Origin of the sequence: Tenacibaculum sp. SDUM215027, from assembly GCF_050566205.1 — a bacterium.
GTDB lineage: Bacteria > Bacteroidota > Bacteroidia > Flavobacteriales > Flavobacteriaceae > Polaribacter.
Genome location: NZ_JBNXUE010000002.1, coordinates 326,956 through 341,216, shown reverse-complemented (window position 1 = coordinate 341,216; position 14,261 = coordinate 326,956). Strand labels below are relative to the sequence as shown.

14 protein-coding genes are annotated in these 14,261 nt (G+C 32.7%); 4 read left to right on the top strand and 10 right to left on the bottom strand.

The window, feature by feature from the left end; genetic code table 11:
- The 3 genes from leuD to ACQYZ7_RS07765 are packed head-to-tail and all read right to left on the bottom strand — an operon-like array spanning position 1 to position 3,139.
- A complete protein-coding gene (gene leuD / locus ACQYZ7_RS07775) occupies positions 1 to 582 on the bottom strand; it encodes a 3-isopropylmalate dehydratase small subunit (RefSeq protein WP_430729202.1) in 582 nt (193 codons plus the stop codon).
- Entirely contained in the window at positions 582 to 1,964 is a 1,383-nt protein-coding gene (gene leuC / locus ACQYZ7_RS07770) for a 3-isopropylmalate dehydratase large subunit (RefSeq protein ID WP_430729201.1), read from the bottom strand. Before leuC ends, leuD begins: the two co-directional genes overlap by 1 nt.
- Positions 1,964 to 3,139, bottom strand: coding sequence for a 2-isopropylmalate synthase (locus ACQYZ7_RS07765; RefSeq protein ID WP_430729200.1), 1,176 nt, complete (start codon positions 3,137 to 3,139; stop codon positions 1,964 to 1,966). Before ACQYZ7_RS07765 ends, leuC begins: the two co-directional genes overlap by 1 nt.
- Positions 3,140 to 3,271: 132 nt before the next feature.
- Here ACQYZ7_RS07765 and ACQYZ7_RS07760 point away from each other — a divergent pair, with 132 nt between their 5' ends.
- Positions 3,272 to 4,837, top strand: coding sequence for a hypothetical protein (locus ACQYZ7_RS07760; RefSeq protein ID WP_430729199.1), 1,566 nt, complete (start codon positions 3,272 to 3,274; stop codon positions 4,835 to 4,837).
- Positions 4,838 to 5,256: 419 nt separating this feature from the next.
- Here the strand turns inward: ACQYZ7_RS07760 and ACQYZ7_RS07755 are convergent, their stop codons facing one another.
- From ACQYZ7_RS07755 to ACQYZ7_RS07745, 3 genes are all read right to left on the bottom strand, one after another.
- Positions 5,257 to 6,195 carry an NAD(P)H-dependent flavin oxidoreductase gene (locus ACQYZ7_RS07755; RefSeq protein ID WP_430729198.1) on the bottom strand — a complete coding sequence of 313 codons (939 nt, stop codon included), beginning with the start codon at positions 6,193 to 6,195 and terminating at the stop codon, positions 5,257 to 5,259.
- An 89-nt stretch (positions 6,196 to 6,284) separates the two neighbouring features.
- On the bottom strand, positions 6,285 to 7,472 hold the full coding sequence (gene mnmA / locus ACQYZ7_RS07750) for a tRNA 2-thiouridine(34) synthase MnmA (protein WP_430729197.1): 1,188 nt from the start codon (positions 7,470 to 7,472) through the stop codon (positions 6,285 to 6,287).
- Positions 7,473 to 7,625: 153 nt separating this feature from the next.
- Positions 7,626 to 8,333 carry a toxin-antitoxin system YwqK family antitoxin gene (locus tag ACQYZ7_RS07745; protein WP_430729196.1) on the bottom strand — a complete coding sequence of 236 codons (708 nt, stop codon included), beginning with the start codon at positions 8,331 to 8,333 and terminating at the stop codon, positions 7,626 to 7,628.
- A gap of 45 nt (positions 8,334 to 8,378) precedes the next feature.
- Here ACQYZ7_RS07745 and ACQYZ7_RS07740 point away from each other — a divergent pair, with 45 nt between their 5' ends.
- Positions 8,379 to 8,963: an adenylosuccinate lyase gene (locus tag ACQYZ7_RS07740; RefSeq protein ID WP_430729195.1), complete on the top strand. Its 585-nt coding sequence runs from the start codon at positions 8,379 to 8,381 to the stop codon at positions 8,961 to 8,963.
- A gap of 72 nt (positions 8,964 to 9,035) precedes the next feature.
- On the opposite strand, the gene ACQYZ7_RS07735 is transcribed toward ACQYZ7_RS07740, so the two are convergent.
- Together ACQYZ7_RS07735 and ACQYZ7_RS07730 are read right to left on the bottom strand one after the other, a co-directional pair.
- Positions 9,036 to 9,815 carry a hypothetical protein gene (locus ACQYZ7_RS07735; RefSeq protein ID WP_430729194.1) on the bottom strand — a complete coding sequence of 260 codons (780 nt, stop codon included), beginning with the start codon at positions 9,813 to 9,815 and terminating at the stop codon, positions 9,036 to 9,038.
- Positions 9,816 to 9,879: 64 nt separating this feature from the next.
- Entirely contained in the window at positions 9,880 to 10,410 is a 531-nt protein-coding gene (locus ACQYZ7_RS07730; protein ID WP_430729193.1) for a hypothetical protein, read from the bottom strand.
- Positions 10,411 to 10,685: 275 nt separating this feature from the next.
- On the opposite strand from ACQYZ7_RS07730, the gene ACQYZ7_RS07725 reads away from it, so the two are divergent.
- Positions 10,686 to 10,916 carry a hypothetical protein gene (locus ACQYZ7_RS07725; protein ID WP_430729192.1) on the top strand — a complete coding sequence of 77 codons (231 nt, stop codon included), beginning with the start codon at positions 10,686 to 10,688 and terminating at the stop codon, positions 10,914 to 10,916.
- A 48-nt stretch (positions 10,917 to 10,964) separates the two neighbouring features.
- Here ACQYZ7_RS07725 and ACQYZ7_RS07720 read toward each other — a convergent pair whose 3' ends face one another.
- Together ACQYZ7_RS07720 and ACQYZ7_RS07715 are read right to left on the bottom strand one after the other, a co-directional pair.
- Positions 10,965 to 11,795: a sterol desaturase family protein gene (locus ACQYZ7_RS07720; RefSeq protein ID WP_430729191.1), complete on the bottom strand. Its 831-nt coding sequence runs from the start codon at positions 11,793 to 11,795 to the stop codon at positions 10,965 to 10,967.
- 39 nt (positions 11,796 to 11,834) lie between these two features.
- Complete coding sequence (locus tag ACQYZ7_RS07715) at positions 11,835 to 12,350, bottom strand: YkgJ family cysteine cluster protein (RefSeq protein ID WP_430729190.1); 516 nt, start codon at positions 12,348 to 12,350, stop codon at positions 11,835 to 11,837.
- 121 nt (positions 12,351 to 12,471) lie between these two features.
- Here ACQYZ7_RS07715 and argS point away from each other — a divergent pair, with 121 nt between their 5' ends.
- Positions 12,472 to 14,244 (top strand): arginine--tRNA ligase, encoded by a 1,773-nt coding sequence (gene argS / locus ACQYZ7_RS07710; RefSeq protein WP_430729189.1) that lies wholly within the window; start codon positions 12,472 to 12,474, stop codon positions 14,242 to 14,244.
- Positions 14,245 to 14,261 lie beyond the last annotated feature (17 nt).

Here is a 14,261-nt window from a genome sequence, read left to right as displayed (position 1 = left end):
TTATATCATTGTTGCTTCAAAAGCTGTTATTGTATCTTTTTTACTGATTAAAAAATCTATATCGTCATAACCATTTATCATACATAGCTTTTTGTATGGATTGATCTCAAAGTCTACATTACCAACTGGTGTTTTAAGTTTTTGATTTTCTAAATCAACTATTATCGTTGTATTAGGTAATTCTGTTACTTTTTTTAGCAACCTTGCTAAGTATTCTTTAGGTACTTGCAAGGGTAATATTCCATTATTAAGTGCATTTCCTTTAAAAATATCTGCAAAAAAACTACTGATGACTACTTTAAATCCGTAGCCTGCTAATGCCCATGCAGCATGTTCTCTACTTGAGCCACAACCAAAGTTATCTCCTGCTATTAAAATGCTTCCTGTATAATTTGTATTGTTTAAAACAAAATCTTCGTTTAAGCTTCCGTTTTTTTTGTAACGCCAGTCTCTAAACACATTGTCTCCAAAACCATCTTTATTCGTTGACTTTAAAAAACGAGCAGGTATAATTTGATCGGTATCTATATTCTCCGTTGGTAATGGTATGGCCGTATCTATTAGTTTAACAAATTTCTCCATTAGTTTAATTGTTTTGTAAAATCAGTAATTTTTCCTTCTACTGCTGTTGCTGCAGCCATTAATGGACTTGCTAAAATGGTTCTTGCTCCTTGTCCTTGACGTCCTTCAAAGTTTCTATTTGAGGTGGATACACAGTATTCTCCTTCTGGTATTTTATCGTCATTCATTGCTAAACATGCTGAGCAACCTGGTTGTCGTAACTGAAATCCTGCTGCTTCAAAAACTTCTTGTAAGCCTTCTCGTTTTATTTGTTTTGCTACTTGTTGTGATCCTGGTACTAACCACGCATTTACATTCGCTGCTTTTTGCTTTCCTTTTATATAGTTTGCTGCTACTCTAAAATCTTCTATCCTAGAGTTTGTACAACTTCCTATGAATACATAGTTAACGGGTGTATTAATTAATGATGTTCCTTTTTTAAAGTTCATATACTGTAGCGACTTTTCAAAGGAAGCATCATTAAATTGGGGAATGTTCTCTGAAATTTTTATACCCATTCCTGGGTTGGTTCCGTAAGTAAGCATTGGTTCTATGTCTTCTGCCTTAAAAGTGTATTCTTTATCAAATTTTGCACTTTTATCAGTCTTTAATGTTTTCCAATAAGCTACTTTGTTATCAAACTCGTCTCCTTTTGGTGCAAACTCACGTCCTTTTACATATTCAAAAGTGGTTTCATCAGGAGCAATCATACCTCCTCTTGCTCCCATTTCGATACTCATATTACATACGGTCATTCGTCCTTCCATAGACATTTCTTCAAATACATTTCCTGCATATTCACAAAAATATCCTGTACCTGAATTTGTTCCTAATTGCGCTATGATATATAAGATTACATCTTTTGGTAATACTCCATTTTTAAGCTTACCTTTTACTGTTACACGTAAACTCTTAGGTTTTTCTAACAACAGGCATTGACTTGCAAATACTTGGGCTACTTGACTTGTACCGATACCAAAGGCAATAGTACCAAAAGCACCATGTGTTGACGTATGGCTATCTCCACAAACCATAGTCATTCCTGGTTGTGTTATCCCTAACTCAGGAGCCATTACGTGTACAATTCCGTTATATCGATGTCCTAATCCGTATAAAGTGATATTGTTTTCCTTACAGTTTTTTGTTAACTGCTCTAATTGATTTCTTGATAATTCATCCTTTATTGGTAAATGTTGATTTATGGTTGGCGTATTATGATCGGCAGTTGCTACTGTTTTGTCTGGTCGTGCAATTGGAATATTACGTTCTTTTAACTCGTTAAAAGCTTGCGGACTGGTTACTTCATGAATTAAGTGTTTGTCTATGTATAATATTTGTGGTCCGTCTTTTACAGTATCCACTACATGCGCATCCCATACTTTATCAAATAATGTCTTTCCCATTAAGCTATGGCTATTTTTGAAATTTTATTTACTTGTTTCATAATCTGATGAATGTCTTCGTCGATTACTTCTTTTTGTCTATCAGCAAACTGTAAGAATGTTTTATAAGCTGTATCTAACTGAATTTTAGTTAGCTCATACCCTATCTTTTTTGCTCGGTATGCTAAGGCTGCTCTTCCACTTCTTGCAGTTAATACAATAGCACTTTCTGTAACTCCTACATCTGCTGGATCAATAATTTCATAGGTTTCACGGTTCTTGATTACTCCATCTTGATGAATTCCTGAACTATGAGCAAAGGCATTTGCTCCTACAATAGCTTTGTTAGGCTGCACAGGCATTCCCATACGCTCGCGAACCATCATACTTGTATCGTACAGTAATTTGGTGTTAATATCAGTTTGAAGATTTAAATACGGATGCTGCTTTAAAATCATGACGACTTCTTCCAACGCTGTATTTCCTGCTCGCTCTCCTATTCCGTTGACCGTACACTCTATCTGACGTGCACCATTGATAGCTCCTGCAATAGAGTTTGCAGTAGCCAATCCTAAATCGTTATGACAATGGCATGAAATAATTACATTTTCAATCCCTTTTACATTATCTTTTAAATACTTGATTTTCGCTCCATATTCTTCAGGTAAACAATATCCTGTGGTATCAGGAATATTCAATACTGTTGCTCCTGATTTTATAACTTCTTCACAAACTTCAGCTAAAAAAGCGTTGTCAGTTCTACCTGCATCTTCTGCATAAAACTCTACATCGTCTACAAAGTTTTTCGCGTACGAAACAGCTTCTTTTGCTCGTCTAATTACTTCTTCTTTAGAGGCATTGAATTTATACTGAATATGTGAATCACTAGTACCAATACCTGTATGAATTCTAGGTTTGTTAGCTAACCTTAAAGCATCTGCTGCTACTTCAATATCTTTTTTTACGGCTCTTGTTAATCCACAAACAGCAGCATTTTTAACTAATTTAGCTATTTCTTGTACCGAAATAAAGTCTCCTGGGCTTGATACTGGGAAGCCTGCTTCAATTACATCAACTCCTAAAAAATCGAGTCTTTCGGCAATAACTAGCTTTTGTTGGGTATCTAATTTACATCCTGGGACTTGCTCTCCGTCTCGTAATGTGGTATCGAAAATTTGAATTTTATCGCTTTGCATAAATCTAAATATGATTATCAAAATAAAAACCAAATGTATATATTGGCTTTTCTAGCAAGCTCTTTTTTAATGGGTTAGTTACGATATCAAAACAACAAAAAACAAAAATAAAATACTGAAAAACAAAAAGTTATGCGTAAACCAATTACATTCTCCAACCAACAAAATGACGCTTTGTTTGTTTTGATTAAGTCTTTATCGAAGTCAGAAAAACGTCAGTTTAATTTATATGTTGGTCGTTTAGGAGGTAATGTAGATGCTAAATTTTTTGCGCTTTTTAAATTACTTGAAAAACAAAAGAGTTATAACGAAAAGGCTATTATTGATAGCGGTGTGGTGAGTAAGCAACAGTTATCTAACTTAAAAGCTCATTTATATAAGCAAATACTAACTAGTCTTCGTATGAATCCTGCTCATAAAAACATTAGAATTCAAATACGTGAGCAGTTAGATTTTGCTACAGTTTTATATCAAAAAGGATTGTACAAGCAAAGTTTAAAATTGCTTGACAAAGCAAAAAACATGGCGGTTGAAAATGAAGAAAAGAATGTTGCTTATGAAATTGTTGAGCTTGAAAAAGTTATTGAAAGTCAGTATATAACCCGAAGTATTGATACGCGTTCTGACGAATTAACTATTCAGGCAAAAGAGCTTAGCATGCAAAATGTTATCGCCAGTAAATTGTCAAACTTATCGCTACAATTGTATGGAACGTTGCTTAAAAATGGCTACGTAAAAAACGATGAAGAGCTGCAGCGAGTAAATACTTACTTTTATTCTAAGCTTCCTGAATATACATATGAAGAATTGGGTTTTAGAGAAAAGTTATGGTTATACAAAGCACATTTGTGGCATAGCTTTTTAACTCAAGATTTTTTACAGAGTTATAAGTATGCTAATAAATGGGTAGATTTGTTTAAGCATGATACTAAGAATATTTCTTTGCATCCTGTTTTTTATTTAAAAGGAAAGAACTACTTATTAGAGAGCTTATTTTTTATAAAGCATTATGATAAGTTTAAAGAAGAACTTTCTGCTTTTGAAGAGGAAATTGAAGAGAAAAGTATTCCGCAAAATAGCAATACTGAAATCTTAACTTTTCTATACTATTATGCTAACAAATTACACTTACACTTCTTAGAGGGTAGTTTTGCTGAGGGCGAATATTTAGTGGCTATTATTAATGATAAGATTAATAGTTATAAGGATCGTCTTGATAATCATCATATCGTGGTATTTTACTATAAAATTGCTTGTTTGTACTTTGGTATGGGTAAAAACAAAGAGTGTATTTTGTATTTAAATAAAATAATTAAACCTAAAAATATTCAAGTAGCTAACGATCTACAGTGTTTTGCCAGAGTACTTTCTTTAATTGCTCATTACGAGTGTGGCTTGGATTATGATTTGGAGCGTCAGTTTAAAGATACCTATCGCTTTTTACTAAAAATGGAGAATTTACAAGAAGTTCAAAAAGAGTTTATTTCTTCCATAAAAGCGTTGGGAGACGTGTTTCCTCATCAAATAAAAAAGGAATTAAAAAAAGTACACAGTCGCCTTAAAGTTTATGAGAATCATCCTTATGAGAAAAGAGCTTTTTTATATTTAGATATCCTTTCCTGGCTTGAAAGTAAGATTGAAAATAAGCCTGTGGCACAAATTATTAAAGAGAAATTTATTTGTTCTAAAAAGTGTTGAAAATAGTATTAGATTTATCCTTATAAAGTACTGATTAAAAAAAATCTAATTTCTAATTCACGTCTCCTTTAGGAAAGCTAAACAAGTTGACTAAATATAAACATGCTAGTTAAAAAAAGTAAAAAGTATCTTGAAGAACATCTCTGAACCTTTTGGATAGGGTAACTTATTTTTACTATCACCTATTAATACCTTAAAGGACTCCTTATTGCTTTCAATTAAGTTAACTAATTTAAATAGCTGGTAAATACCTATAATTAAAAACAGAATACTGATTAATTGTTTAAGCATTACTATTTTGTTTTACCTTAACTTTTTCTTGTTATGACGATAAAGGTATGTTTACAACTTATCTTTATAAGATTCCTCCTCCTACCTCGTCCGAATGACGTTCTATTTTATTGGTAATCGCTCTGCGATTAAAATAGCTGCTCTTTTTTCACTTGCTGATATTCTTCTACAATTGCTTCTAAAACTTCTTTTGCTGGTTTAATTTCATGAATAAGCCCTGCTACTTGACCTATTTCTAGTTCTCCATCATCCAAATTCCCTTCAAACATACCTCTTTTAGCACGCGCACGCCCTAACAATTCTTTTAATTGCTCTACTGATGGTCCTTGCTGATATAACTCTTGTATTTCTTGATAAAACTTGTTTTTTACCAAACGAACAGGCGCTAATTCTTTTAACGTTAGTTGTGTACCACCGTCTTTTACGGCTACAATTGTTTTTTTGAAGTTGTCATGTGCTGAAGATTCTATAGTCGCAGCAAAACGACTCCCAACTTGTACTCCGTCTGCTCCTAATACCATCGCCGCTAACATCCCTCTACCTGACCCGATACCTCCTGCTGCAATTACAGGAATTTTAACTTGTTCTTTCACCATAGGAATTAATGTAAACGTAGTAGTCTCTTCACGTCCGTTATGACCTCCTGCTTCAAAACCTTCACATACTACAGCATCTACACCAGCCGCTTCCGCTTTTAAGGCAAATTTTACTGAACTCACAACATGTACCACAGTTATTCCTTTTTCCTTTAAAAAAGTAGTCCATGTTTTTGGGTTCCCTGCTGAAGTAAACACAATTTTTACTCCTTCTTCAACAATAATATCCATGATTTTTTCTATATCAGGATATAACATTGGTACATTTACACCAAAAGGGTTATCAGTTGCTTTTTTACATTTTTGAATATGTTCACGAAGTACTTCTGGATACATCGATCCTGCTCCAATTAATCCTAGTCCACCTGCATTTGACACTGCAGAAGCTAACTTCCAGCCACTTACCCAAATCATTCCGCCTTGGATGATTGGATATTGTGTATTAAATAGTTTGGTTATTCTGTTTTGCATAGCGTAAATGTACAATCATTAGCTAGGAAGCACAAAAAAACCTCGAAAAAATCGAGGTTGTATGTTTATATTTTTTACGTCTTAAAAAGTTACGAAATCACACCAGAACCTAACAATTCTTCACTTTTATACCAAGCAACAAATTGTCCTTCTTGAATAGCTGATTGTGGATTTTCAAACTCTACATAAATTCCTTTGTCTACTTTATACAGAGTAGCTTTTTCTAACGGTTGTCTGTAACGAATACGCGCTTCTACTTCCATAGATTCTCCTGTTTCTAAGGCTAAATCTTCCCGTACCCAGTGTAATTCTTCATTTGATACAAATAGCACACTACGATACAATCCTCGGTGATTTTTTCCTTCCCCTGTATAAATAATATTGGTGTCTACATCGGTTTCAATTACAAATAGTGGTTCTTTCGTTCCTCCAACTGCTAGTCCTTTACGTTGACCTTTCGTAAAATAATGCGCACCTTGATGTTTCCCGACTACTTTCCCATCTTCTTTAGTATATGAGAATTTTGTTGAAAAATATTGAAGCTCTGCTTCTTTTCCATCAAATTCCGTCGTTGTACGATTGTATTGTTCAAAACCTGCAGGAATTTGAACAATTACCCCCTCTTTAGGTTGTAATTTTTGTTGTAAAAAGTCAGGTAATTTTACTTTTCCTATAAAACACAGTCCTTGACTATCTTTTTTATCAGCTGTAATTAAATCTGCTTCTTTTGCTATTTCACGAACTTCTGGTTTTGTCAATTCTCCAATAGGAAACAACGCTTTGGATAATTGTTCTTGCGATAATTGACATAAAAAATATGACTGATCTTTATTGGTGTCTTTACCTGCTAATAACTTGTATACAGGTTTTCCATCAATAATTTCTTCTGCTTTTCTACAATAATGTCCTGTTGCTACATAATCAGCTCCTAAACTTAATGCGATGTCCATAAACACATCAAACTTAATTTCGCGGTTACATAATACATCAGGATTAGGTGTACGACCTTTTTCATATTCGTTAAACATATAGTCAACGATACGTTCTTTGTATTGTTCGCTTAAATCAACTGTTTGAAAAGGAATTCCTAATTTTTCTGCAACAATCATGGCATCGTTGCTATCTTCTAACCACGGACATTCATTAGAAATAGTTACTGAGTCATCGTGCCAGTTTTTCATAAACAGACCAATAACCTCATATCCTTGTTCTTTTAGTAAATAAGCAGTTACACTACTATCTACCCCTCCTGAAAGTCCTACTACTACTCTTTGCATTTTATACTTTTGAAGCTGCAAATTTACGAAATAATAAACGTTTTCTTTTTACTTGATAATCGAGATTTTAATTCACCTATATTTCCTTGGAAATAAAGTATTCTTTTGTATAAATATCTTATGGAATTATCTCTGGTAGTACTCTGTATTTTTTTAGTTTTTTGGAATTGTATGTACAGCTCTTTTTCTCTTATCGGTAACAACTTCTCCATCCATGTAAAATTGCCATTTACCGTCTCTTTTACCGTTTTTATACATTCCTTTTTCTTTTAAATCTCCTTTTAAATCGTAATACCTTCCTTCTCCTTCTAATTTTCCATCAACATAATATACTTCTTCAATCATCACTTCTTCTTCAGTAAAAATCTTAGAAAGTCCATTTTTCTTACCATCTTTATAAATACTTTCTTCCGTTAACTTACCATTTCTATAGTAATTTTTTAAGACTCCATCTAGTTTACCATCAACATACTCTTCTTCTGAAAAAAGCTTTCCATCAGAATAATAGTACGTCCACTTTCCTACTCGTTTTTTTTCAATCATCCATCCTTTTGTTTTTACTTTTCCTTTTGGGGTAAAAAATTGTACAAAAGCACTATCTGACTTTGCAGAAAACTCTTTAGTCATAGAAGGCACTCCGTAAGAGTTGGGTTCGTAAAAATTAAATGTTCCTACCTCTTTTCCGTTTTTAAATTCACCTGAGTATCTTATTCTGTTTTTATTATCATCGTAATATTTCTTCCAAACCCCATCTCTCTTACCATTAGCATCAAGCTTATTATTTTTTTGTGCTTGTGCTGCCATTGTAAAAAAGACTGATAATAAAAGTACTGTTGAAAATATCCTTTTTATATTTATCATGCTATAATTTCTTTTACATTTCAAATTTACATAAACCATACCAATATGAGTATTGAATTTTTAATTTCTGTGTTAGAAAATGTTGATAACCCTGCTAAAGTAAACAGATATAATGCTGCAAATATTGTATTAGCACAACCTGAATTGATAAAATATTTAGTCCATATTACTTTTGATATTGATAATAAGCTATCTATTAAAGCAGCATGGGTACTAGAATGGATTTGTACACATAATGGAATTAAACATATTACACCTTTCTTAACTATTTTTACAGAAAACATTTCGAAAGTACATTTTGATAGTGCAGTAAGGCCTTGTGCTAAAATTTGCGAGCATTTAGCAACAGCTTTTACCTCAAGAACAACCAATAAAATAAAAGAACAATTAACAGAAGTTGATATTGATTTAATTATAGAAACTGGATTTGATTGGTTAATTACCGACCAAAAAATAGCAGTAAAAGCCTATACAATGAGTACTCTCTATTTATTTGGTTTACAAAAAGATTGGGTTCACCCTGAGTTAGAACACCTAATTCGTACTAAGGTAATTCATGAAAGTAAAGGTTGTGAAGCAAGAGGAAATAAAATTTTAGGGTTGATTGAGAAGTACAAAAAACAATTATAAAACCCCAGAAGAAAATTCTTCTGAGGTTCTTTTATTATTTTACAAACAACTAAATAGTTATAGTTTATTTTATTACCAAGCCCATCCTTTAGTAGATGAAACTTGGTCGTTCCAAGACTTTCTCCAGAACCACCAGCCTGACATAGTATACCACTTAAGGTTAGCTACTCCAAAACCTGAAGGACCTACTGATTGATAAAAACCTATAACTTTACCTCCATAACAAGAGTGTTGATATAAGTACACCAAAGCTCTTCTATTCCAAGGTTTTTTTACAATTAAAGAGGACAACTGATCGTTATAACCGCTTCCTACCCAATGATCTCTATAATACCTACGATCCATTCTACTCATTCCACTCATATATGTATTATAGTAAGCGTGTTTGTAGAAATAAAACCTTCCTGTTCCATATAAATCATAGCTATTACACTTAGATGATCTTCCTTCTGTTGCTTCTTGATCTCCTGGGAATTCTTCTGCTACTTTTGAAGCATACTCTTGTAAGTCTTCTCCATTATCAAAAACCTTAACTTGAATATCAGTACTTCCTTCTTTTTGATTATCAAAGAATAATGATTTTGGAGCTCTTTCTTCATTTCCAAAGATTTCTTGAGCAAGCTCAACATCTCCATCAGCTTTCAGTACTTCTCCACTTTCTTCATTATATACATAAGCCACTTTAAACTGCTTACCATAATAATCATATGTATGATTTATAGTTACTGTACTTTCTTTTGCTAATTGTACTTCTTCTTTATTTGATTCATTTTCAACTATATCTTCGCTTTGACAGCTAAAAAGCAATGTAAAACACATTACAGCTATCCATAAAAAATTTTGTTTTTTCATTTTTTCTTATTTTTTGAAACCCTCAGACTTTGCTAAGAGTTTATTAGTTTGATTAGTTAGTTTTTTAATTTTTTACAGGTATTAAAACCTCTCCGTTCTTAAAACGCGAATAATCTACAACGTATCTACCTGCTTGTAAAGTAATATCAGCTTTACCTAATTCTGCTACTATGTCTTCTCTAAGAGAAACGTTTTCTGAAATGATAAAATCTTCTTCCTCTAAACTTCTTGAAAACACTAATCGTAATGACTCACCTTCATTTCTGAATGCTATCACTCCATTATCTTCATCATTGTTTCCTTCCATAAGTTTTGAAAAAGTTTCTTTTACTTCTTCTGATGAGCCTGAACTTGCATTGCTATACACAAGTATATCTCCATAATCGTTTTTAAAACACACTCCTGGTCCTGTAGTACAAGTTCCTCTACTAAAGCGCCAATCCATAACATATACCCATGGTGCGTAATAGGCTCGAGCTTGTTTTACCTCTAAGTTTGTGTTGTTTAACAGTTCATTTGCAGTGTCTTCTTTTTGACATGCTTGTAGCATCATAAGAGCGATGCCTACAATTACAAAGTTTTGTAGTCGTTTCATAAAATAATAGTTTTCGGGGTTAATTATGAACTCAAATATATATGAACACCAGAACTTAACTATCAGGATAATAATGATTTATAACACAGGAAAATCCCCCTTTAAGTAAATCAATAAATATTACGTACTAAACGATTACTATGATTCTTAAAGTATTTCAATTTATTTCCTCTATAAATCAAGTGTTTATCCCTTTTAAAAACACAGTCGTTAACCTAAAGTTCTTCTTATCTTTCGGTTATAGTTTTGCCAACTTATAAATCAAAATAAAAATTATGTTAAAAACATTTTTAAAGTTAAGTGGTGTTCTAGAATTGAGCAACTTAGATCAAAAGGAAATTAAAGGAGGTACAAACGAAAACAATGAAGTTTATCCATACTTATGTTGGGATTCTGCGGTTGGAACAAGCGACAATTATCAATCAAGTATTGATGTATCAGGTGATGGTATTGTTTGTACACCAAACGTAATAGATTCTCAAGGAACACCTATAAAAGCAGGATAGTATAAAAAAGAAACGAGCCTAGGCTCGTTTCTTTTTTATACTTTATTATTATTCCAAATTTGTTGGTTTACGATACCCTTGAAAAGGTTGTTTAAGCAATTCTTTTAAACTTGAATTTTTTACTTCATCAGGAAATGTATCTACTCCGTAGACAATTTTTTCACGATCTAATTCCATGTAAGTCCCTAATAATCGATCCCAAATAGAAAAAATATTTCCATAGTTAGAATCAGTATAAGGTAATATATTATGATGATGTACTTTATGCATATCGGGTGAAACAATAACATAGCTTAATATTCTATCTAATTTCTTAGGCATTTTTATATTGGCATGGGTTAATTGTGTAAATACTAACGACATTGATTGATATAACATAATTATACCTATTGGTGTTCCTACTAAAAAAACACCTAGTAATGTAAATGTAAAACGAATAATACTTTCTATCGGATGATGTCTGTTTGCTGTTGTGGTATCTACTTTATGATCAGAATGGTGTACTAAATGTACCATCCATAAAGGTTTTACTTTATGTTCTACTAAATGCGCTAAATAAGCTCCGAAAAAATCTAAGAATAACACACCTAACAGTACATACAACAATAAGGGCATATTAGGAAGCCAATTAATCAATCCAAAATCATTCGCTTGTACCCAATCTGCAGTTTTTAGTAAAAGAAAAGCCAGTGCAAAATTGATAATTATGGTAGTGCCCGTAAAAAATAAATTAGGCCATGCATGTTTCCATTTATTGTATTTAAAACTAAATAAAGGAACTGCACTTTCTAGTAACCAAAAAAAGGTTATTCCACCTACTAAAATAATACTTCTGTGACTAGAAGGAATGGTTTCAAAATAATGTATAAGGGTCTCCACTATGATATATTTTCTTTAAAAATAGAAAAAATATATTATTTACCCTTTAACACTCCCTGATTGTGGTAAACGTTTTTTTAGCTCCTCTAGTATTCTATACGTAGCGGGACAAATCTCCGTATTCTTAATCGTTAAATCTGCTATCTGGATAAACTTTTTACGATTGGTATGTGGATACTCAGAACAAGCTTTCGGGCGGACATCATAAATAAAGCAAGTATTATCTCGCTCATCTAAAAAAGTACACGGTGCCGATTGTAATACCATAAAATTATCTTCATCTCTTTGTAAGTATTGATTTGTAAAATCAATCACTTTCATTTTTAGATGTTTCGCAATACGTTCAATATCTTTCTCTGTAAAAATAGGAGATGTAGTTTTACAACAATTTGCACATTCTAAACAATCCGTACGTTCAAATTCTTCCTCATGCAATTCTTGCATCAATAAATCTAAACGTTTAGGCGTTCTTCTCTTTAATCGTTGAAAATATTTCTTATTTTCTTGTAAAGCGTCTTTGGCTAATTTTGGTAAGTTTTCAAGGTCTTTATCCATAGTGCAAAGGTACGAAAGCACCTTTGAAGTCTAACATTATTCTATCCTAAAAAATCATAAGGCAAATCGTGGGAAGAAAAAATTAAAAACACTAATTTTGTGCGATAATTAAAAAGAACCAATGAATATTCAATCGTTAATAGAAACGAAAGTAAAAGAAGGATTTTTAGCCTTGTATAATGTAGAAATTCCTTGTGTAGAATTTCAAGCAACCCGTAAAGATTTTGAAGGTGACATTACTGTTGTTGTCTTCCCTTTGCTACGGTACAGAAAAGGAAATCCTGTTCAAATTGGTGGAGATTTAGGAAAGTATTTGGTTGAAAACATCAATGAAATTACTAGCTACAATGTAGTAAAGGGTTTTTTAAACTTGGTAGTTGACGATTCTTTCTATGTGAACTTTTTTAATGAAATTACAACTGATGCGACCTATGGTTTTGTTAAAGAAGATGAGGCAGATGCTCGTATGGTTGAGTATTCATCTCCTAACACTAACAAGCCTTTACACTTAGGGCATGTTCGTAATGTGTTATTAGGGTATTCGGTTGCTGAGATTTTAAAAGCTGCAGGGCATAAAGTGTACAAAACACAAATTATCAACGACCGTGGTATCCATATTTGTAAGTCTATGTTGGCTTGGGAAAAGTTCGGAAACGGTGAAACTCCTGAATCTACGGGTTTAAAAGGTGATAAACTGGTTGGAAATTACTATGTAAAATTCGATCAAGAATATAAAAAAGAAATTTCTGAGTTAGTTGCTGAAGGAATTTCTGAAGACGACGCTAAAAAGCAAGCTCCTTTATTTTTAGAAGCGCAAGAAATGTTGCGTAAATGGGAAGCTGGAGACAAAAAAGTTATTGCTCTTTGGAAAATGATGAACGAATGGGTTTACAAAGGCTTTGATGTTACTTATGAAAGTATCGGAGTTAACTTTGATAAACTATACTATGAAAGTAACACCTATTTATTAGGTAAAGACGTTATTGAGGAGGGGTTTAAAAATGGTGTTTTCTTCAAAAAAGAAGATGGCTCTGTTTGGTGTGATTTGACTGATGAAGGGTTGGACGAAAAATTGGTGTTACGTTCGGATGGAACTTCAGTATACATGACGCAAGATATTGGTACTGCCATTCAACGTTCAAAAGATTTTCCTAATGTAACCGGAATGGTTTATACCGTAGGTAACGAACAAGATTACCACTTTAAAGTATTGTTCTTAATCTTACAAAAACTAGGATACTCATGGGCGAAACAATTGTTCCATTTAAGTTACGGAATGGTAGATTTACCTTCAGGAAAAATGAAATCTCGTGAAGGAACCGTAGTTGATGCCGACGATTTAATGGATGAAATGACGAACACTGCTCGTGAAATTTCTCAAGAGTTAGGAAAATTAGAAGGGTATTCAAACGAAGAAAAGGAGGAATTATATAAAATTATCGGGTTAGGTGCTTTAAAGTACTTTATTTTAAAGGTAGACCCTAAAAAGAGAATTTTGTTTGACCCGCAAGCATCGGTAGATTTCCAAGGAAATACGGGTCCGTTCATACAATATACCTTTGCTAGAATTCAATCTATCTTACGTAAGGCTGATTTTGATTATTCATCAAAAGTATCAGTAGAATTACATGAGAAAGAAAAAGAATTAATTAAGCAATTAGAATTGTATCCTGAAATAATCCAGCAAGCAGCTAGTAATTATTCACCTGCTGTTATCGCTAATTACACGTATGATTTGGTAAAAGAGTTCAACTCATTCTATCAAAACGTATCAATTTTAGGAGAAGAAAATCAAGATAAAAAAATATTTAGAGTTCAGTTATCTAAAAAAGTAGCTGACACGATAAAATCAGCATTCAATTTATTAGGAATTCAGGTTCCTGAGAGAATGTAATAATTAAACAAACAACA